The organism is Xinfangfangia pollutisoli, assembly GCF_020179405.1.
Lineage (GTDB): Bacteria > Pseudomonadota > Alphaproteobacteria > Rhodobacterales > Rhodobacteraceae > Pseudogemmobacter > Pseudogemmobacter pollutisoli.
Window position 1 is genome coordinate 39,230 of sequence record NZ_JAICBZ010000009.1, and the last position, 20,118, is coordinate 59,347.

At 67.0% G+C, this 20,118-nt stretch carries 20 protein-coding genes; 12 read left to right on the forward strand and 8 right to left on the reverse strand.

The features are described 5' to 3' along the window. Window positions 1-18 precede the first annotated feature (18 nt). The 4 genes from K1Y73_RS05400 (at window position 19) to K1Y73_RS05415 (ending at window position 5,073) form a co-directional block, all read left to right on the forward strand. Entirely contained in the window at window positions 19-282 is a 264-nt protein-coding gene (locus K1Y73_RS05400) for a sarcosine oxidase subunit delta (protein ID WP_225027024.1), read from the forward strand. Beyond that, a complete protein-coding gene (locus K1Y73_RS05405) occupies window positions 279-3,197 on the forward strand; it encodes a sarcosine oxidase subunit alpha family protein (RefSeq protein WP_225027026.1) in 2,919 nt (972 codons plus the stop codon). Before K1Y73_RS05400 ends, K1Y73_RS05405 begins: the two co-directional genes overlap by 4 nt. Further along, window positions 3,190-3,744 (forward strand): sarcosine oxidase subunit gamma, encoded by a 555-nt coding sequence (locus tag K1Y73_RS05410; protein ID WP_225027027.1) that lies wholly within the window; start codon window positions 3,190-3,192, stop codon window positions 3,742-3,744. Before K1Y73_RS05405 ends, K1Y73_RS05410 begins: the two co-directional genes overlap by 8 nt. Window positions 3,745-3,885: 141 nt before the next feature. Next, window positions 3,886-5,073, forward strand: a complete 1,188-nt coding sequence (locus K1Y73_RS05415; RefSeq protein WP_225027028.1) for a DegT/DnrJ/EryC1/StrS family aminotransferase — start codon at window positions 3,886-3,888, stop codon at window positions 5,071-5,073. 39 nt (window positions 5,074-5,112) lie between these two features. Here the strand turns inward: K1Y73_RS05415 and K1Y73_RS05420 are convergent, their stop codons facing one another. The 4 genes from K1Y73_RS05420 to K1Y73_RS05435 all read right to left on the reverse strand — a co-directional run bounded on the left by K1Y73_RS05420 (window position 5,113) and on the right by K1Y73_RS05435 (window position 9,379). Beyond that, window positions 5,113-6,063 carry a LysR family transcriptional regulator gene (locus tag K1Y73_RS05420; protein ID WP_225027030.1) on the reverse strand — a complete coding sequence of 317 codons (951 nt, stop codon included), beginning with the start codon at window positions 6,061-6,063 and terminating at the stop codon, window positions 5,113-5,115. Between the two features lie 21 nt (window positions 6,064-6,084). After that, window positions 6,085-6,639 (reverse strand): polyhydroxyalkanoate synthesis repressor PhaR, encoded by a 555-nt coding sequence (phaR, locus tag K1Y73_RS05425; protein WP_225027032.1) that lies wholly within the window; start codon window positions 6,637-6,639, stop codon window positions 6,085-6,087. 132 nt (window positions 6,640-6,771) lie between these two features. After that, complete coding sequence (locus tag K1Y73_RS05430; protein WP_225027033.1) at window positions 6,772-7,221, reverse strand: Phasin; 450 nt, start codon at window positions 7,219-7,221, stop codon at window positions 6,772-6,774. Between the two features lie 352 nt (window positions 7,222-7,573). Then, window positions 7,574-9,379 carry a PHA/PHB synthase family protein gene (locus K1Y73_RS05435; RefSeq protein WP_225027034.1) on the reverse strand — a complete coding sequence of 602 codons (1,806 nt, stop codon included), beginning with the start codon at window positions 9,377-9,379 and terminating at the stop codon, window positions 7,574-7,576. 105 nt (window positions 9,380-9,484) lie between these two features. On the opposite strand from K1Y73_RS05435, the gene phaZ reads away from it, so the two are divergent. Next, window positions 9,485-10,765, forward strand: coding sequence for a polyhydroxyalkanoate depolymerase (phaZ, locus tag K1Y73_RS05440; protein WP_225027035.1), 1,281 nt, complete (start codon window positions 9,485-9,487; stop codon window positions 10,763-10,765). A 34-nt stretch (window positions 10,766-10,799) separates the two neighbouring features. Here phaZ and K1Y73_RS05445 read toward each other — a convergent pair whose 3' ends face one another. From K1Y73_RS05445 to K1Y73_RS05455, 3 genes are read right to left on the reverse strand one after another with little or no spacing between them, the layout of a single operon-like run. Further along, window positions 10,800-11,789 carry an alpha/beta hydrolase gene (locus tag K1Y73_RS05445; RefSeq protein WP_225027036.1) on the reverse strand — a complete coding sequence of 330 codons (990 nt, stop codon included), beginning with the start codon at window positions 11,787-11,789 and terminating at the stop codon, window positions 10,800-10,802. A 1-nt stretch (window position 11,790) separates the two neighbouring features. Beyond that, the gene (locus tag K1Y73_RS05450; RefSeq protein WP_225027037.1) at window positions 11,791-12,534 is read right to left on the reverse strand and encodes an alpha/beta fold hydrolase; all 744 of its coding nucleotides are present in this window, start codon (window positions 12,532-12,534) and stop codon (window positions 11,791-11,793) included. Between the two features lie 24 nt (window positions 12,535-12,558). Continuing rightward, complete coding sequence (locus K1Y73_RS05455) at window positions 12,559-13,221, reverse strand: DNA-3-methyladenine glycosylase I (RefSeq protein ID WP_225027039.1); 663 nt, start codon at window positions 13,219-13,221, stop codon at window positions 12,559-12,561. Window positions 13,222-13,374: 153 nt separating this feature from the next. Here K1Y73_RS05455 and thrS point away from each other — a divergent pair, with 153 nt between their 5' ends. The 6 genes from thrS (at window position 13,375) to K1Y73_RS05485 (ending at window position 18,414) form a co-directional block, all read left to right on the forward strand. Then, window positions 13,375-15,321, forward strand: a complete 1,947-nt coding sequence (gene thrS / locus K1Y73_RS05460; protein WP_225027040.1) for a threonine--tRNA ligase — start codon at window positions 13,375-13,377, stop codon at window positions 15,319-15,321. 206 nt (window positions 15,322-15,527) lie between these two features. Then, window positions 15,528-15,833 carry a BufA1 family periplasmic bufferin-type metallophore gene (locus tag K1Y73_RS05465; RefSeq protein WP_225027041.1) on the forward strand — a complete coding sequence of 102 codons (306 nt, stop codon included), beginning with the start codon at window positions 15,528-15,530 and terminating at the stop codon, window positions 15,831-15,833. A gap of 119 nt (window positions 15,834-15,952) precedes the next feature. Further along, window positions 15,953-16,801, forward strand: coding sequence for an MNIO family bufferin maturase (bufB, locus tag K1Y73_RS05470; RefSeq protein ID WP_225027043.1), 849 nt, complete (start codon window positions 15,953-15,955; stop codon window positions 16,799-16,801). Further along, a complete protein-coding gene (locus K1Y73_RS05475) occupies window positions 16,798-17,526 on the forward strand; it encodes an HvfC/BufC N-terminal domain-containing protein (protein ID WP_225027045.1) in 729 nt (242 codons plus the stop codon). The genes bufB and K1Y73_RS05475 overlap by 4 nt, the downstream gene beginning before the upstream one ends. Then, the gene (locus K1Y73_RS05480) at window positions 17,514-18,068 is read left to right on the forward strand and encodes a DoxX family protein (RefSeq protein WP_225027047.1); all 555 of its coding nucleotides are present in this window, start codon (window positions 17,514-17,516) and stop codon (window positions 18,066-18,068) included. The genes K1Y73_RS05475 and K1Y73_RS05480 overlap by 13 nt, the downstream gene beginning before the upstream one ends. 139 nt (window positions 18,069-18,207) lie before the next feature. Further along, window positions 18,208-18,414 carry a cold-shock protein gene (locus K1Y73_RS05485; protein WP_225027049.1) on the forward strand — a complete coding sequence of 69 codons (207 nt, stop codon included), beginning with the start codon at window positions 18,208-18,210 and terminating at the stop codon, window positions 18,412-18,414. Between the two features lie 25 nt (window positions 18,415-18,439). On the opposite strand, the gene K1Y73_RS05490 is transcribed toward K1Y73_RS05485, so the two are convergent. Continuing rightward, complete coding sequence (locus tag K1Y73_RS05490; protein ID WP_225027051.1) at window positions 18,440-18,763, reverse strand: arsenate reductase family protein; 324 nt, start codon at window positions 18,761-18,763, stop codon at window positions 18,440-18,442. A 222-nt stretch (window positions 18,764-18,985) separates the two neighbouring features. Between K1Y73_RS05490 and K1Y73_RS05495 the strand changes: the two genes are divergently transcribed. Beyond that, on the forward strand, window positions 18,986-20,005 hold the full coding sequence (locus K1Y73_RS05495; RefSeq protein WP_225027052.1) for a peptidoglycan-binding domain-containing protein: 1,020 nt from the start codon (window positions 18,986-18,988) through the stop codon (window positions 20,003-20,005). Window positions 20,006-20,118: the final 113 nt, after the last annotated feature.

Sequence of the window (20,118 nt, forward strand, 5' to 3'; positions counted from 1 at the left end):
CCAGATGGAGACCGCATCATGCGCCTGACCTGCCCGCTTTGCGGCGACCGTGACCGGCGCGAATTCACCTATTACGGCGCCGAGGATTACCTGCACCGCCCCGCGGCCGAGGCGCCTCTGGCCGATTGGGATGGCTATCTGCATCTGCGCGACAACCCGGCGGGCGAGACCAGGGACCTGTGGTATCACGAGGCCGGCTGCGCGCAGTGGCTGCTGGTCAGCCGCAACACGGTGACGCATGCGATTTCCAAGGTCGAACTGGTGGCGGAGCGCAAGGCATGAGGATTGATGGCAAGGGGCTGATCGACCGCAGCAAGCCTTTGCGCTTCCGCTTCGACGGGCGCGAATATGCGGGCTTCAAGGGCGACACGCTGGCCTCGGCGCTTCTGGCCAATGACGTGCGGCTGGTCGGGCGGTCGTTCAAATATCACCGCCCGCGCGGCATTCTGACCGCCGGCTCGGAAGAGCCCAACGCGCTGGTGGAAATCCACGGTCCGACCAACCAGACCCCCAATGTGCGCGCGACGGTGCAGGAAGTCTTCGACGGGCTGGAGGCGCGCAGCCAGAACCGGCTGGGCAGCCTGCGGTATGATCTTCTGGCGGTGAATGACCTGCTGGCGCCGTTTTTCTCGGCCGGCTTCTATTACAAGACCTTCATGTGGCCGCGCGCCTTCTGGGAAAGGCTGTACGAGCCGATGATCCGCCGGGCGGCGGGCTTGGGGCGGTTGTCGGGCAAGCATGACGAAGGGGCCTATGAAAAGGCCTATGCCTTCTGCGACCTTCTGGTGATCGGCGGCGGGCCCGCCGGGCTGATGGCGGCGCTGACGGCGGCGCGGGCCGGGGCGGATGTGATCCTGGCCGAGGAAACGCCGGCACTGGGCGGCAGGCTTCTGGCCGATGGTGGCACGATTGGCGGCCAACCCGCGGCGGATTGGCTGGCAGCGGTTCAGGCCGAACTGGCGGCGCTGCCCAATGTCCGGGTGATGACCCGCACCACCGTGACCGGCGCCTATGATGGCGGCACTTATGGCGCGCTGGAACGGGTGGGGCTGCATCGCAAGGGCCGGCCGAACCTGCCGCGCGAATGTTTCTGGCGGATCGTCGCCGGTCGCGCCATCCTGGCCGCCGGAGCGCTGGAGCGCCCGATCGCCTTCCCGATGAACGACCGGCCCGGGATCATGATGGCCGGCGCCGTCCGCACCTATCTGAACCGCTACGGCGTCAGCCCCGGCAAGCGGGTGACGATCTTCGCCAATACCGACAGCGCCCGCGGTCTGGTCCGCGACCTGACCGCCGCCGGCGTCACCGTCGCCGCGATCATCGACCCGCGGCCCGAGGCCTCGGCGCTGGAAGACTGCCCCGTCCATCGCGGCGCCGTGGTCAGCGGCACGCGCGGCCGGCACGGGCTGCACGAGATCACCGTGCGCCAGGCCGATGGGGCCGAGATCAAGGTGGAAACCGATTGCCTGGCCATGTCGGGCGGCTGGAATCCGGCGGTGCATCTGACCTGCCATATGGGCGGCCGGCCGCGCTGGTCGGAAGATCTGGCGGCCTTCGTGCCGTCTGAGGGCGCGGTGCCGGGCCTGGTCGCCGTGGGGGCGGCCAATGGCACGATGTCGACGCATGGCGCGCTGTCTTCCGGCCGGACTGCGGCCGAAGCGGTGCTGCAGGCCTTGGGCCGCAGGGCCGATGCAGCCCCGCTGCCGGAAGCCGAGGACGCGCCCTATGCGGTCCGCGCGCTGTGGGCCGTTGACGGCAAGGGCCGCGCCTGGCTGGACTTCGGCAATGACGTGACCACCAAGGATGTGCGGCTGGCCGCGCAAGAGAACTATTCCAGCGTCGAGCATATGAAGCGCTACACGACGCAGGGCATGGCCCCGGATCAGGGCAAGACGTCCAATGTCTCGGCGCTGGCGGTTCTGGCCGATGCGACGGGCCGCGGCATCCCGGAAACCGGCACCACCACCTTCCGGCCGCCCTATGTGCCAGTGTCCATCGCCGCGATGGGCGCCGGCGGGCGCGGGGCGGGCTTTGCGCCGCAACGCTTCCTGACCAGCGATCAGGCCAGCCGCGACCGCCACGCGCCGATGATCGAGGCGGGGCTGTGGTATCGGCCCAGCTACTTCCCCAAACCGGGCGAAACGACCTGGAAGGAGGCCTGCGACCGCGAAGTGACGATGGTGCGCAATGCGGTGGGCGTGGCCGATGTCTCGACCCTGGGCAAGATCGACATCCAGGGCCGCGATGCCGCGCGCTTCCTGGACCTGGTCTATACCAACACCTTCTCGACCCTGCCGGTGGGGCGGGTGCGCTATGGGCTGATGCTGCGCGAAGACGGCCATGTCTTCGACGATGGCACCACGGCGCGGCTGGGCGAGACCCATTATGTGATGACCACCACCACCGCCGCCGCCGGCCCGGTGATGCGGCATCTGGATTTCATCCATCAGGCCTTCTGTGCCGGCTGGGACCTGCGCTTCATCTCGGTCACCGAATCCTGGGCGCAATTCGCCGTGGCCGGGCCGAAGGCGCGGGCGCTGCTGGATTCGATCCTGGATGCGCCCCTGGGCGATTTCCCCTTCATGTCGGTGGCGCCCGCCACCGTCGGGGGCGTGGCGGCGCGGCTGTTCCGCATCTCGTTCTCGGGCGAGGAAGGCTATGAGATCGCGGTGCCCGCCCGCTATGGCGAGGCGCTGTTCCGCGACCTGCTGGCCCGGGCCGAAACCATGGGCGGCGGTCCCTACGGGATGGAGGCGCTGAATGTGCTGCGGATCGAGAAGGGTTTCATCACCCATGCCGAGATCCACGGCCGCGTGACCGCCTTTGACATCGGCATGGCGAAGATGGTCAGCGCGAAGAAGGATTGCATCGGCAAGGCGGCGGCGCAGCGGCCCGGGCTTCTGGGCCCCGAGCGCGAGCAGCTGGTCGGGCTGAAATCCGACCAGCCGATCGCCGCGGGCGCGCATCTTTTCAAGCCCGGCTTCGCGGCCGAGCGCGAGAATGACGAGGGCTATGTCACCTCGGTCTGCTGGTCGCCCACGCTGGGCGCCTGGCTGGGCCTGGCCTTCCTGAAGGATGGCCGCGCGCGCCATGGCCAGCATGTCCGGCTGGTCGATCACCTGCGCGGGATCGACACGCTGTGTACGGTCGAGGACCCGGTCTTCCTTGACCCGGATGGAGGGCGGATGCGTGGCTGAGCTGATCGCGAAGGGCCCGTTCGACGGGCAAGAGCCGGTCTCGGCCGGTGGGGCGGTGCTGGCGCCCTTGGCGCTGGGGCCGATCTGGTCGCTGGCGCTGTTCCCGGGCCAGGCGAAGGCTGCCGAACAGGCGCTGAAGCCGCTGGATCTGGGCTTTCCGGCGCCGGGGCAGTGGCTGCAGGGCAAGGCCGGGGCGCGGCTGGTCTGGACCGGGCGCGACCAGGCCTTCCTGATCGGGGCCGAGCCGCTCGAGGCCCTGGCCGGGCTGGCGGCGATCACCGACCAGTCGGATGGCTGGGCGGCGCTGGCGCTGAAGTGCAGCGCGGCCGAGGCGGTGCTGGCGCGGCTGGTGCCGGTCGACCTGCGCGCGCAGGCCTTCCCGCCGGGCCGGGCGATCCGCGCCGGGCTGAACCACATGCCGGCGGTGATCCTGCGGGTCGAGAGCGGATTCGAGATCCTGACCTTCCGCTCGATGGCGCGCACCGCCTGGCACGAACTGGCCGAGGTGCAGGCCCATCTGGCCGCCCGCGCGGCGCTGACGGTATAGCGCGGGCGCGGCCCCCCAAGATCTGGTGGCAAAGCCGGCCGGGAACAGCGGAATCCGGCCGCCTGTTACATTTGTCACTGGCGCGTTACGGCCATCGTGTTTACACAGAACCTGAAGCGGAGTTTCAGGAAAGCTGAAAACATGGCCCCCGACGGACAGACCCTCGCCCCCAATGTCTATGATGCCGAAGCGATCCCCGACGCCGCGCGCGCCGAGATCGACCGGCTGCTGCTGTCGGGCGACCTGTTTCGCTACACCGCGCCGCAGGATGCGCCGGTCGCGCTGCTGGAAGCGGAATTCGCGGCGCTGATGGGCGCGCGCTATGCGCTGGCGGTGTCGTCCTGCTCGGCCGCGCTGTTCCTGTCGCTGAAGGCGCTGGATCTGCCGCGCGGCGCGAAAGTGCTGATCCCGGCCTTCACCTTCGCCGCCGTGCCCTCGTCGATCGTGCATGCCGATTGCGTGCCGGTTCTGGTCGAGGTGGGGGCGAATTACCGCGTCGACATGGCGGATTTCGCCGCCAAGCTGCCGGGCGCGGATGCGGTGATGATCAGCCATATGCGCGGCCATACCAGCGACATGGATGCGATCATGGCGCTGGCCGATGCGGCCGGCATTCCGGTGATCGAGGATGCGGCGCATTCGCTGGGCACGGAATGGCATGGGCGCAAGATCGGCACGATCGGCAAGATCGGCTGTTTCAGCTTCCAAAGCTACAAGATGGTCAATGCGGGCGAGGGCGGGATCCTGATCACCGACGACCCGGAAGTCGCGGCGCGGGCGATCATCATGTCGGGCGCCTATGAGGAAAACTGGAAGAAGCATCCGGGTCTGGCCAACAGCTGCGCGCATTGGCAGAACAAGCTGCCGCTGTACAATCTGCGCCTGCAGAACCTGTCGGCCGCGGTGATCCGCCCGCAGCTGCCCTTGGTGGCCGAACGGGTGGAAAAGGGCCGGGCGAACCATGACCATGTGGCCGACCGGCTGAACGCCAGCCCCTGGCTTGAGGTGCCGGCGCCCCTGGGCCCGGAACAGCGCGCGCCCGACTCGATCCAGTTCAACCTGGCGGGCGACTGGTCGGATGACGAGGCGCGGGCCTTCCAGCGCGCGACCAAGGCGCGCGGCGTGTCGGTGCAGGTCTTCGGGCTGAGCGAGGGCAATGCGCGGGCCTATTGGAACTGGCAGTTCCTGGGCGATCTGCCCGAGCTGCCGGCGACGCGGGCGATGCTGATGCGGGCCTGCGACGTGCGGCTGCCGACGCGGCTGACGCGGGTCGAGCTGGATTTCATCGCCGAGGCCCTGGTGGGCGCGGCGGTCGAAGTGAAGGGCTGACCGGCGCGGCGCCGATTTTTCGTCGAAAAATCGGGCGCGCTACAACACCGTCAGCGCCTCGCCCAGCCAGGGCCAGGCGGTGCGCAGCGGCGTGACCACTTCGGTGGTGATGCGCCGGCGCAGACGCGTGGCGATCTGGCCCGGAATCTCTTGCAGCACGCCCGCGCGCGCCGACAGCGACAGGCTGCGCTCGAAGGGCTCGAAGGGCAGGGGGCGGACATCGACCGCCTCGCGGAAGCGCCGTGCCTTGTGCAGCGCCAGGGGCGTCAGGATCGCCCAGCCGCCGCCCGCCGCCACCAGCGCCAGAATGGCATGGTAACTGTCCAGCTCGAACCGCGCCGCCGGGCGCAGGCCGATCTTGGCCAGATGCGCGCCGATCTGCCGGCCCATCATGTGCCGCGCGGTGTAATGGATCAGCGGCAGATCCTCGGGCGCGCGTCCGCGCGGCGTCACCGCGACAAAGGGTTCGCGCAGGATCGGATGCACTTCGCGCCAGCTGGCCTCGGCCGAAGGGTCGTCGGGAATGTCGGCGGTCACCACCACGTCCAGCGCCCGGGTTTCCAGCTGGTCGATCAGCCGGTGCGAGGGGCCCGTCTCCAGCAGGAACCGGCAGCCCTTCAGATCGGCCGCCAGATCCGACAGAAGATGCGGGGTCACATCGGCCTCGAAATCCTCGATCATGCCCAGCCGCAGCGTCGTCAGCCCCGCCAGATCGGCCCGCGCAAGTTCGGCCCGGGCTTCCTGCGCGGCGTTCAGCATCACCTGGGCATGGCGGCGGAACATGGCGCCCGCGGGCGTCATCCGCATCGGCCTCGACGAGCGGTCAAGAAGCGGCGCCCCCAGCGCCGTCTCAAGCCCCGACAATTGCTGACTGACGGCCGAGGGGCTGACCCCCAGCCGCCGCGCCGCAGCAGAGATCGCGCCCTCTTCGGCGGCGGCGAGGAAGATCTCGATCCCCCAAAGCGTGACGCGGCCCTCGGCCTCGGCCATGGCGGCGCCCCCTGCGCGCGGTCAGAGCTTCGACAGTTTCGCCTGCAGTTCCGCAAGCTGGCGCTTGATCTCGGCGATGTCATCGGGCTTTTCGCCCGTGTCATCCTCGCGCCCCGGGCCCGACCCGGCCCAGCCCGGCACACCGCCCATCATGGATTTCAGGAAAGCCTCCTGCTGCTTGCGCAGCGCCTCGAACCCCGGCAGCGAGGCCATGGGAAGCGGGAAGGTGGTCAGGTTTTCCATCATCTTGGTCTGGCTGTTCCTGAGCATCTCGAAGCTTGAGGCCAGGAACTGCGGCATCACCGACTGCATGCCGGTGGCATAGCTGCGCACCAGATCGGTCAGCACATCGACGGGCAGAACGTTTTCGCCCTTCGATTCATGCTCGGCCACGATCTGCAGCAGATATTGCCGCGTCAGGTCGTCGCCGGTCTTCAGATCGACGATCTGCACCTCGCGGCCCTTGCGGATGAAGCCGGCAATGTCTTCCAGCGTCACATAATCCGACGTCTCGGTGTTGTAGAGGCGGCGGCTGGCGTAGCGCTTGATCAGCAGCGGTTTATCCGTATCGGCCATGCTGCGGCACCTCCCCGGCTTTTGCGTGTGCAGAGAAGCTTAAGGGCTGGGCGGAACAAAAAGCAAGGGCGGGCTCGATGAGCCCGCCCTGCGATCTTACTTGTTACCGGCCTGGGGCCGACCTTGGGCGCCTTACTTGGCGGCCGAGGCAACCTTCTTGGCGGCGGTCGTCACTTCGGCGGTCGCCTTCTGCACCGCGGCGGAAGCTTCGGCCGACATGTCCTTGCCGGCGGCCAGCATCAGCTCGACGGTTTCCATTTGCACCTTCTTCGCCACTTCGGCGAAAGCGGCCATGTTTTCGGCGGCCATTTCAGCAGCGGCCGAAGCGAAATCGGTCACCGACTTGGTGTAATCGGCCGGGTCAGCCTTGGCCTTGGCGACGTCGCCGATCTTGGCGATCGCGTCCTTGGCCCATTTGGCCGAGATCTCGGTCGACTTTTCGGCAGCTTCCAGCGCGACCTTGGCGAATTTCTCGCCGAAAGCGGCCTGGTTCTTGAACGCGTTCTGGAACGCAGCGGTGTCGACCGGGAAAGCTGCCATCATCTCTTGCATCACTTTGGTGAAGTCGGGGGTCTTGGTCATTTCGGTTTCTCCTGAGGAAAGGGTCTGCCTGTTTCCTAAGCACTATATACATGCTGCAGTGCAGCATTTCAAGTATATTTCTGCAATGCAGCATTAGCAGGAGTCGATTGCAGCGCTATGACATTCAGCCGGAAGTGGAATGACGCTGCGTCAATGAATGCTGTCGGCCAAGTGCTTGACGGCGGCTGATTTCCCGCAGCCAGACCCGGGGCGCCGCCGCGCTGGCGCACCTTTGCCGCGGGCCTGCCGGACAGGCCCCGGGGCGCCGGTCGGGCGGCGGCAGGCCCCCATCCGTCAGCGAAAGGGCCGACCCCAGGGGGCCGGCCCGTCGCCGCAACGCCGGAAAGGCGAATCAGGTCTGGGGCGTGGCGGGGGCGCCCAGGACATAGGTGCCGGGCGCGGCGGCCAGGATCGGCGCGCCCGTGCTGCCGGGCACGCGCGCGGGCACCATCGGCCCCGAAGACTGCGCCAGCCAGTCGCGCCAGCGCGGCCACCAGCTGCCCGGGGTCTTCGACGCAGCCGCAAGCCAGGCCTCGGGCGTGCCGGCCACCGGGCCGGGATTGGTGTAATGGCCGTATTTGCCCTTGGAGGGCGGGTTGATGATTCCGGCGATATGGCCCGATTCCGACAGGATGAAGGTCTTGTCTTCCGATCCCATCTGCCGGATCCCCGAGAAACTGGCCTTCCAGGGGGCGATATGATCGGTTTCGCAGGCAATGGCGCACAGCGGCACCTTCACATCCGCCAGCGAGACCGGCCGGTCAAAGACCTTGAATTCGCCGCGCGCCAGCTTGTCCTGCTGACACAGGCCGCGCAGGTATTGCATGGCCATCTTGGCGGGAAGATTGGTCGAGTCGCCATTCCAGAACAGCAGATCGAAAGCCGGCGGCGTTTCGCCCAGCATGTAGCTTTTGATCGCCGGCCCATAGATCAGGTCATTCGATCGCAGGAACGAGAAGGTGCGCTGCATGTACAGCTTGTCCAGAATCCCGTCCGCCGCGGTCTGCCGGTCCAGCCCGTCGATGAAATCATCGGTCAGGAAGGCGCCGAATTCGCCCGCATCCGAGAAATCGGTCATGGTGGTGAAGAAGGTAGCGGTCTTCACCGTCTGGTCGCCCGCCTTCTGCAGATGCGCCAGCGTCAGCGACAGGGTGGTGCCGGCGATGCAATAGCCCACGGCGTTGATCTGCTTCTCGCCGGTGATGCGCCGCGTCTCGGCCATGGCGCGCAGATAGCCGTCGCGGATATAGTCATCCAGGCCCACCTCGGCATAAGAGGCGTCGGGGTTGACCCAGGACACCACGAACAGCGTGAAGCCCTGATCGACGATCCACTTGATCAGCGAATTCTGCGGCTTCAGATCCATGATGTAGAATTTGTTGATCCAGGGCGGGAAGATCAGCAGCGGCGTCTGATGCACCGTCTCGGTCGTGGGCGCGTATTGGATCAGTTCGAACAGGTGATTGCGGTAGACGACCGAGCCGGGGGTGGTGGCCAGGTTGCTGCCCACCTTGAAGGCTTCGGTATCGGCCAGGGTGACGATCAGCTCGCCCTTGTTGGTCTCGATGTCGCGGACCAGATTCTCCAGCCCCTGCACCAGACTGGCGCCGTCGGTTTCGACCGCCTTTTCCAGCGCTTCGGGATTGGTGCCCAGGAAATTCGTCGGGCTGAACATGTCGACGATCTGGCGGGTGAAATATTCGACTCGGCGCCGGTCTTCCGGGGGCAGCTGTTCCATGTCCCCGACGGCGGTCATGATCGCCTCGGAGTTCATCTGATACTGTTGTTTGAGGAAATTGAAGAAAGGGTGTGTTTCCCAAAGCGGATTCTGAAAGCGCCGATCCTTCGGATTCGGATCCTCGGGCGCCTTCAATTCGCCCTTGGCCAAAAGCTGCTGCGCCTCGACATAATGCTTCAGCGTCTTGCCCCAATAGGCGATCTGATGTTCCAGAACCCGGGCGGGATTCTGCATCATTTCCGCAAGATAGGCGGTGGCGGCCTTCATATACAGCTCGGACGAGGGGGCATCCAGCGCCGGGTCGTGCAGGCGGCGCTGGGCCAGGGCGGCGGCCAGGCGCTTGGACAGGTCGTCCATCTTCTGCAGATTGGTGTTCAGTCGATCCTGACGCAGGACCGCGTCATCAGAGCCCGTTGTCATGATCCTCATTCCCCCCTATCTTGCTGCCACGCAGCATAGCGTCGCCGGCCTCGGGGGGACATGCGGCGGAACAGCCGGGGCCCCTCTCCCGGGCAAGGAGACGCGATGAAGTATATGGCGACCTACGATCTGATGGAAAGCGTCCGCAACACCAATGAGTGGTTGGGCGCCTCGGCCCGCGCGCTGGCCTCGTACCCGCTTTTCGCCCTGTCGCCCAATCCGATGCTTCCGCTTCTTGCCGCCTGGGGCGAAGTGACCGAGCGCAGCTTCGCACGGATGGTCACGAAACCCGACTGGGGCATCCGCTCGATCGTCGGCCCCGAGGGCCAGGACCATCTGGTCGATGTGAAGACCGTGGTGGCAAAGCCCTTCGGCAATCTGATCCATTTCTCGGTCCGCCGCCGGGCGCCGATGGCGCGCAAGATCCTGCTGGTCGCGCCGATGTCGGGCCATTACGCCACGCTGATGCGGTCAACCGTCGCCTCGCTTCTGCCCGATGCCGAGGTCTATGTGACCGACTGGCACAATGCCCGCGACATTCCCGTCAGCGAGGGCAAGTTCTGCGTCGAGGATTACACGCTCTATCTGGTTGAATTCCTGCGCCATATGGGGCCGGACACCAATCTGATCGCCGTCTGTCAGCCCGCGCCTTTGGCGCTGGCCGCCGTGGCCTATCTGGCCGAGGAAGACCCCGCCGCCCAGCCGCGCACCATGACGCTGATCGGCGGCCCGATCGACCCGGACGCCGCCGCGACCGAAGTCACCGATTTCGGCCGCCGGGTGACGATGGGGCAGCTGGAACATCTGGCGATCCAGCGTGTCGGCTTCAAATACAAGGGCGCGGGGCGGCTGGTCTATCCGGGCTTGCTGCAGCTGGCGGGCTTCATGTCGATGAATGCCGAACGGCATTCCCAGGCCTTTGGCGAGCAGATCCTGCGGGTCGCGCGCGGCGAGGCGGGCGATCACGACGCGCATAACCGCTTCTATGACGAATATCTGGCGGTCATGGACATGACGGCGGAATTCTACCTGTCGACCGTCGAGCGGTTGTTCAAGAATGGCGAGATCGCGAAGAACATCTTCACCGTCGCGGGCAAGCGGGTGGATATCGGCAAGATCACCCAGGTCGCGGTCAAGACGGTGGAAGGGGCGAATGACGATATCTCGGCCCCCGGCCAATGCGTCGCGGCGCTGCGCCTGCTGACCGGGCTGCCGGATTCGATGAAGGCCAACCATCTGGAGCCGGGCGCGGGCCATTACGGCATCTTCGCCGGCAAGAGCTGGCGGCTGAACATCCGCCCGCTGGTGCTAAGCTTCATCGACGCCAATGCCGGCGCGCCGCGTCCGCAGAAGAAAGCGCCGATCAAGCTGGCGGCCTCGAACTAGGGCGTAAGGGCAGGGGCGCCACGGCGCCCCTTTTTCAGTCCTGAGCCCAGCCCTTGGCCCAGTCCAGGATCAGATCCACCACCGCTTCGGTCTGGCCGGGCGACAGGATGTCGCCGGCGATCACATGGCGCATCGGATCGTCGCCGGCCTGCATCTGGCGGGGCTCGATCCGCACCTTGCCGCCCCAGGCCTGGGTGACGGGCCAGATCGCCGCCGGGTCGATCACCTGATCCTCGGGCGCATAGATCACCAGAAGCGGCATTTTCGCCCGGGTGTAATCCAGCCCCCGCGCCTCGCGCAGCAGCGCCGCCATCGGGAAGGCCGCGACCGAAGGGTAGCGCGTCGTCCAATAGCGCGCGCGCTCGGCATTGCCCGTGTCGACGCCCAGCGTGTCGCCGGCGATCCAGGGCGCCCAGACCCGCGCGAAGGGCAGGTCCAGAAGGAAGGCGCCCCTCAGCCGCAGGCCGAAATTCGGCGAGACCATGACGATTCCGGCCAGATCCGGGTTCAGAAGCGGGTCGGTCGCGGCGATTGCCGCCAGCGTGCCTCCGGTCGAGGTGGAAATCACCAGCACCCGCTGCCCCAGCCGCCGCCCGATCGCCAGCGCCTCGGCCGTGTCCTCGATCCAGTCGCCGGCCTCGGGTTCGGCCATCGCATCCGGCCCGCGGCCATGGCCGGCCAGCCGGGTGAAGAACAGATTGGCCCCCAGCGCCTTTGCCACCTCGTCGGGGACGGGGCGGATTTCCTGGCCGGTGGCCGAGAAGCCATGCAGATAGACCACTGCCAGCGGCGTCTGCACACCCGGCGCGCCGGCCCAGAGGATGCGCTTCTGCGTGCCGGGGGTGATGTCGGGAAAGCGCGCTTCTTCGCGTGCCAGATACTGGTCCAGATCCGCGCCCAGCCGCGCCGGGTCGAAGCTGATCTCGCGATCCACCCGGTCTTGCGGCGCCAGCGCCCAGATCAGCGCCAGCACCGCGGCCAGCGCCAGCAGCGCCGCCGCGATCCGCGCCCCGATCCGCCGCATCTCAGACCCGCCCCAGCACGTCGTCCACCGCCGCGGCGATCAGCGCCAGACAGTCGGGGGTCGAGAAGCGGTGATCGGCGCCCTTGACCAGGGTCAGCCGAAGATCGGGGCCGGTCGCATGGTCGAGAAGCGTCAGCGCCACCTCGGGCAGCACGTCGCGATCGGCCGTGCCCTGCAGCAGCCGCACCGGGAAGGGCAGGGGCAGCGGCGCGGTCAGCACCTGCTGCCGGGCGCCATCCTCGAACAGGCGCCTGGTGAACAGATAGGGCGCGCCATAGTCTGAAGGCAGATGCGTGCGGCCGGTGGCTTCCACCTCGTGCCGCTGCGCCTCGGTCAATTCGTCGCGCCAGGTCCGCAGGGTGAAATCCGGCGCCGCGGCGATCGTGACCAGACCGGCGATGCGGTCGGGGATCTGGCGCGTCATCAGCAGCGAGATCCAGCCGCCCATGGACGAGCCGACCAGCACCTGCGGCCCCGTCGTCAGCGTTTCAATCGCGGCGCGGGCATCTTCGGCCCAGTCGCCGATGCAGCCGTCTTCAAAGGCGCCCGAGGATTGGCCATGGCCGGAATAGTCGAAGCGCAGGAAGGCGCGGCCCTGGGCGCGGGCCCAATCGTGCAGGTAGCTGGCCTTCGAGCCCTGCATGTCGGAATTGAACCCGCCCAGAAACACGATGCCGGGGCCTTTGCCGGTGGTCTGTTCATAGGCCAGGCGGCGGCCGGTGGGCGTGGTCAGATGGTCGGGCATTGCGGTCTCCTGTCGGGGGCAAGCCTAGCCCGCGTCGATCGACTGCGCCAGAACCCGGCTGATCTGGGTCAGCGTCAGGCCCGATTCCGCCTGCCAGGCGTTGAAGGCCGCCTGCACCGCCTTCAGCGCCTTGGCCGAGGTGGCGGGGCCCGCGATCACCCCTTCCTCTTGCAGCCGCGCCACCACGTCGCGCGACAGCAAGAACCCCTCCTTGCCCATGAACCGCAGCATATAGGCGCCGGTATTGCCACCCAACCGGCTGAAGCGCGCATTCAGATCGGCCAGAAGGCCCGCGAAATCGCTGGCGGGCCAATCGGCCACGCGGCGGCCAAGGCCGGGGTTGGCGGCCAGTTCGACGCCATTGTCGCGGATCGCCACGATCTTCGCGCCCGAGCGGATCACGCGCGGGTCCGACAGCAGCGCGTCCAACTCGTCCCCCTCGATCAGGGCGACGCGGCCGGGCGCGAAGCCGTGGAAGGCCGCTTCGATGCCGGGCCATTTCGCCTCGACCACCGACCAACTGATGCCGGCCTGGAAAATGCCCTTGGCCATCTGCGCCAGCCAGCGGTCGTCGGGGATGGCGGCCAGTTCGGCCGCCGATTTGACCGGCGCGGCGCCGGCCAGAACAGCCTCGGCGCTGCCCTTGCGGGCGGCGGCGATGGCGAGGATCTCGGCGAATGCACGCATGGGGGCCTCCTGTCCTGCTGCGGCGAAACTGCCAGTTCCGCCCGATCACGGCAAGGCGGGGGCTTGACGACGCCCGGGCCCGGGGGCAATCAGGCGCCCCATATAACCCGCAACCGGGCGTTTCGTAGGCGCCAGAACGACGAGGATCAGGCCATGGCCCAAATCTCCCTCACCTTCCCCGATGGCAACAAGCGCGATTACCCGGCCGGGGTGACCGCCGCCGAAGTGGCGCAGAGCATCGCGCCCTCGCTGGCCAAGGCCGCGATCTCGGCCCAGCTGAACGGCAAGCATTGGGATCTGCAATGGCCGATCACCGCAGACGCCAATATCAGCCTGAACACGCTGAAGGATGACGGCCCGGCGCTTGAGCTGATCCGCCATGACTGCGCCCATATCATGGCCCGCGCCGTACAAGAGCTGTGGCCCGACACCAAGGTGACGATCGGCCCGGTGCGCGACTACGGCTGGTTCTACGATTTCGACCGGGCCGAGCCCTTCACGCCGGAAGATCTGGGCGCCATCGAAGCGCAGATGAAGAAGATCATCAACGCGCGCGAGCCGGTGCGGACCGAGGTCTGGTCGCGCGACGCCGCGGTGGAATATTACCGCGGCAAGGGCGAACCCTTCAAGCTGGAACTGCTGGACCGGATCCCCGAAGGCGAAGACATTCGCATGTACTGGCATGGCGACTGGCAGGATCTGTGCCGGGGGCCGCATTTCCAGCATACGGGCCAGGTGCCGGCCGACGGGTTCAAGCTGACCCATGTCGCGGGCGCCTATTGGCTGGGCGATGCCTCGCGCCCGATGCTGCAGCGCATCTACGGCCTGGCCTTCAAGAACCGCGACGACCTGAAGGCGCATCTTCACATGCTTGAGGAAGCCGCCAAGCGCGACCACCGCAAGCTAGGCCGCGAGATGGACCTGTTCCATATGCAGGAGGAAGCGCCGGGCCAGGTGTTCTGGCATCCGAATGGCTGGACGATCTACACCACGCTGCAAGACTATATGCGCCGCCGCCAGCGCGAGGACGGCTATGTCGAGGTCAACACGCCGCAGGTCGTGAACCGCAAGCTCTGGGAAGCCTCGGGCCATTGGGAAAACTACCGCGAGAACATGTTCATCGTCGAAGTGGACGAGGAAGGCGCGCGGGAAAAGGTCATCAACGCGCTGAAGCCGATGAACTGCCCCTGCCATGTGCAGATCTTCAACCAGGGCATCAAAAGCTATCGCGACCTGCCCTTGCGCATCGCCGAATTCGGCAGCTGCGCGCGCTATGAACCCAGTGGCGCCTTGCATGGCATCATGCGGGTGCGCGGCTTTACCCAGGACGACGCGCATATCTTCTGCACGCTGGAGCAGGTCGAGGCGGAATCGAAGAAGTTCATCGAATTCCTGTCGCGGATCTATGCCGAACTGGGCTTCGACAAATGGCGGATCAAGCTGTCGACCCGGCCGGAAAAGCGCGTGGGCTCGGATGAGATCTGGGACAAGATGGAAACCGCTTTGGCCAATGCGGTGACCGCGGCCGGCTACAGCTATACGATCTTCCCGGGCGAGGGCGCCTTCTATGCGCCGAAGCTGGAATTCGTGCTGACCGACGCGATCGGCCGCGACTGGCAGTGCGGCACCTTGCAGCTGGACCCGAACCTGCCCGAGCGGCTGGATGCGGCCTATATCGGCGAGGATGGCGCCAAGCACCGGCCCTTCATGCTGCACCGCGCCGTGCTGGGGTCGTTCGAGCGTTTCATCGGCATGATGATCGAGAACCATGCCGGCAAACTGCCGTTCTGGCTGGCGCCGCGGCAGGTTGTGGTGGCCAGCATCGTCTCGGATGCCGATCCTTTCGTGGCCGAAGTGGTCGCGGCGCTGAAGAAGGTGGGCGTCCGGGCCGAGGCCGATATCCGCAACGAGAAGATCAACTACAAAGTGCGCGAACATTCCGTCGCCAAGGTGCCGGTGATCCTGGCCGTGGGGATGAAGGAAGTGGAAGAGCGCACCGTGTCGGTGCGCCGCCTGGGCGAGACCCGGACCGAGACCATGACGATCGAGGCCGCGGTGGCCGAATTCGCCAAGGCCGCGCTGCCGCCCGATCTGGTCTGAGCCGAAGCCCAAGCCGTTGAAAGCATTGGGGGCCGTCGCGAGAGGATCGCGGCGGCCCTTTTGCTTCGTCGCAAGGGAATTGCGCGTTACGCGATCACGAAGAAATTTTCCTGCGCCCGGCCGCGTAATGCGCCCGGCCGCGGCCCCGTAAGGACAGGCGTATCGCAGGCAAGCGGTGCGTGAACCTTTGAACGGGGAGATCCGACATGACGATGCAAGCGAAGACCCTGGCCGTGGCCTCGGCCCTGGCCTGTGCGATGACCGTGCAGCTTTCGGGCGCGGCCAAGGCCGACGAGATGGAGAAATGCTACGGCGTGGCGCTGGCCGGGCAGAATGACTGCAAGGCGGGCGAGGGCACGACCTGCGCCGGGACCTCGAAGGTCGATTACCAGGGCAATGCCTGGAAGCTGGTTCCGGCCGGCACCTGCACCACGATGGAACTGCCCGCGGGCATGGATGGCATGGCGCGGATGGGCAGCATGGAACCGCTGGACCGCGACATGGCGATGTAGGCGCTTTTGGCAGGCGTCCGGGGGGCTTCGCGCCCCCCCTCGCCACCGGTTTCTCGAGCCGGTGGCGAAACCGGGGGTCGCCCCCTGGGGATATTTCTGAACAGATGAAAGGACAGGGGATGTTTGATCGGGTGGACAGGGATTTGCCCGCGCGGGCGGGCGTGGGCTACAAGCCGCAGCATTTTTCCGCGCTGCTCGAAAATCCGGGCGCGGTGGATTGGCTGGAGATCCATGCCGAGAATTACCTGGGCGACGGCGGGCGGCCCTTGGCGCAATTGCGGCATCTGGCCGGACGGTTTCCGATCTCGGTCCATGGTGTCGGCCTGTCGATCGGCGGCGAGGCGCCTTTGGACGCGGATCATCTGGCGCGGCTGAAGGCGCTGTGTGACTGGCTGCAGCCGGCGTCCTTTTCCGAACATCTGGCCTGGTCGACGCATGAGGGCGCCTTCCTGAACGATCTTCTGCCCTTGCCCTATACGGCGGCGACGCTGGCGCGGGTGGCGGATCACATCGACCAGGTGCAAGAGGCGCTGGGGCGGCGGATGCTGCTGGAAAACCCCTCGACCTATCTGGCCTTTGCCGAAAGCGAGATGGCGGAAGTTGAATTTCTGCAAGAAATCGCCCGGAGGACCGGGTGTTTCCTGCTTCTGGATGTCAACAATGTGCAAGTCTCGGCCGTGAACCAGGGGCGCTCGGCCGAGGCCTATCTGGATGCTTTCCCGCTGGATCTGGTGGGCGAGATCCATCTGGGCGGGCATCATGCCGATCGCGATGACCAGGGCGCGGTGCTGCTGATCGACAGCCATGCGGCGCCGGTCGAGGATCGGGTCTGGGCCCTGTACCGCCGGGTGATTGCCCGCGGCGGGCCCAAGCCCACGCTGATCGAATGGGATGACGACCTGCCCGACTGGCCGGTGCTGGAGGCCGAGGCCGCGCGGGCGGCGCGGGTGCTGGCGGGGGCGGCATGATGCAGGCGGGGTTTGTCGCGGCGCTGCTGGATCCCGATCTGCCGGTGCCCGCGGGGCTGGTCGCGCCCGATGGCGCCCCCGCCGGGCGGCGCTTTGATGTCTATCGCAACACCGTGGCGGGCGGGCTGACCCGGGTGCTGGAAGCCGGCTTTCCGGCCCTGCGCAGGCTGGTGGGGGCCGACTTCTTTGCCGCCATGGCCGGCGTCTTCCTGCGCGCGCATCCGCCGCGCAGCCGGATCCTGATGCTGTACGGCGCCGATTTCCCTGGCTTTCTGCAGCACTTTCCGCCGGTAGCGCATCTGCCCTATCTGCCCGATGTGGCGCGGCTGGAGCAGGCGCTGCGCGACAGCTATCACGCCGCCGATCACCGCCCTGCCGATCTGGGCGCGATCCCGCCCGAGGCCTTGCTGGGCTGTCGCTTGCGTCTGGCGCCCTCGGCGCGGCTGCTGCGGTCGGCCTGGCCGGTTCGGTCGATCCGGGCGGCGGCGCTGCAGGGCGGGCCGTCTCCGGCATGGCGGGCCGAGGATGTGCTGGTGCTGCGGGCGGGATTCGATCCCGAGCCGCATCTTCTGCCCCCCGGCGGCGGCGCGATGCTGGCGGCACTGATCGGCGGCGCGACCTTGGGGGCGGCGATGGATGCGGGCGGCGAAGGCTGCGATGCCGCGGCGGTTCTGGGGCTTTTGCTGGCGCAGGGCGCCGTGGCGGGTGTGGAATGCGCAGAGTGATCGGGGCGGCAAACCGGGTTTCGGCCTGGCTTGCGCGGCAGGACGGGGCGCTGGCCCTGCTGGCGCGGCTGGTCTTTGCCGCGGTGCTGCTGCGCTATTTCTGGGCCTCGGCGCTGACCAAATTCGGCACGGGGCCCTTTGCGCCCTCGGCCGGGGCCTATGCGCAGATCTTTCCGCGCCAGTTGGAGGCGGTGGGCTATGATCCTGCGGCGCTTGGGTTTTTTGCCGATCTGACCGTGCTGGCCGGAACCTGGGCCGAGATCCTGCTGCCGGCGCTGATCGTGCTGGGCCTGATGACGCGGCCGGCGGCGCTGGCCATGGCGGGCTTTGTCTGCGTGCAAAGCCTGACCGACATCTTCGGCCATGGCGCCGCCCCCGGCGCCTGGTTCGATGCCGCACCCGACAGCGCGATCGCCGATCAGCGCGCCTTCTGGCTTCTTCTGTTGGCTTTGCTGGTCAGCAAAGGCGGCGGCGCGGTTTCGGCTGACCGTCTTCTGGGCAGCTTGTGGCGGCGCCTGGCCGCAATGCGCCATATTTCTTGATTTTCATTCCGGGCGTGTCATTCTTCTGTCAGTAACGACAGACTTTCTTGCTGCCTCTCACTGAAGAAAGGCCCGGAAGACCTGGCGGCTACGCCCGGTGTAATGACGCGCCGGGAGGTTTCGAATGGGGAGAGGCGGAATGCCGACAGGCACCGTGAAGTGGTTTAACGCAACGAAAGGATATGGGTTCATTGCGCCTGACGACGGCGGCAAGGATGTGTTTGTCCATATCTCGGCGGTCGAGCGGGCGGGTCTGAAAGGCCTCAACGACAATCAGAAAGTGTCGTACGAGTTGCTTTCGGGCCGCGATGGCCGGTCTTCCGCAGGCGATCTGAAGCTTCTGTAAGCCGGTGCGGGGGTGACCCCGCGCCTCAGGCCGTCAGCGTGGCTTCGGTCTCGGCATCCCAGCCCAGGTACCAGCGGTCCGCCTGGATCACGGGCCGCTTCATCACGGTGGGCTGGGCCTTGATCTGGGCCTCGGGCTCGGAGGCTTTCAGGAAATCGCTGAAGCTGCGATAGGTGGTGGACTGGCGGTTCACGGCCTTGTCGCCGAATTCCGCGACGATGGCGGCGATTTCCGCCTCGTCCAGCGGCTGGGCGCGGATATCGCGGAAGGTGACGGGCTTTCCGGCCCGTTCCAGCGCCTTGAGCGCCTTCTTGCAGGTGTCGCAGGTCGAGATGCCGTAAAGGATCATGGCCGGGCCTTTCCTGGGCGCCCCTGGCGGGCGGATGGGTCAAGCCGCTGGACTTGCACGGCTTTGGGATCGGATCGCCCCCTGTTAACACATTGCGCCTGGCCCCGGAAGCCGCCCGGGCATCGGGCCTGGGCAAGGCGGGTGTGAAACCATTTCCCGCTTCATGCGTTGATCTGTCAGACCCTGTGGCCAGTCTGGCCCGCAGCAGGAAGCGAGACGATCATGCGCAAGTTTACCCATCCCATCCTTCTGGCAACCGGCCTGGCGACCGGCATCGCCTTCGCGCCGCCGCTGCGCGCCGAGACCGATCTTGGCGACGTGATCAGCGGCGTCGCCCAGTCGCTGATCCAGCAAGAGCTGGACAAGAACGCCTATATCGCCGCACGCGAGGCCAATACGATCAGCGCCTATCGCGATTACCTGGCGAAATACCCCAAGGGCTTGTACCGCGCCAATGCCGAACAGGCGATCATCCGTCTGGGCGGCACGGCCGACGGCTCGCCCACGGCGGCGCAGACCGAGGCGAGCCTTGGCCTGACGCTCAGCCAGAAGATCGGCGTGCAGCGCGCGTTGACCCGGCTGGGCTATAACACCTATGGCGCCGATGGCGTCTGGGGCCGCAACACCCGCTCGGCGCTGGCGACCTGGCAGCGCGACAGCGGGCTGACGGCAACGGGCTATATGACCGCGCCGCAGCTGAAGACGCTGCTGAAGGATGGCGAGGGCGGCATTTCGCCCAATGATCCCGCCGGTGGCGGCGCGATGAGCGCGGCCGAGACCGAGGCGCAGCTGCGCCTGTCGCGCAGCGAGCGGATCCAGATCCAAAGCCAGCTGACCCAGTTGGGCTACAATGCCGGGGTGGCCGATGGCCTGTGGGGCAGCCGCACCCGCGCCGCGATCGGTGCCTGGCAGAAGGCCAACAAGGAAACCCAGACCGGCTATGTCACCGGCGCCCAGGTCACGCTGATGGCCAAGCAGGCCGGCAAGGTCGCCGCCCCGCAGCCCGAGGCCGGCAGTGATGCCGCGCTGGAAGAAAGCCTGCTGGGCCTGACCCGATCCGAGAAGATCGCGCTGCAGCGCGGGCTGACGCGGCTGGGCTACAACACCTATGGCGCCGATGGCGTCTGGGGGCGCAACACCCGCACCGCGATTTCCGCCTGGCAGCGGGACGAGGGCCAGACCGTGACCGGCTATCTGACCGCCGATCAGGTGCGGCAGATCCGGGTCGATACCGGGATCTAAGATACCGGGATCTAAGTCGCCGGGAAGCAAGAAAAAGCCCCGTCCCCGGGCAGGGGGCGGGGCCTATTCTGTCGATCGGGGCCCGCCGGTGGGCTGGCGGGCCGACATGAGGG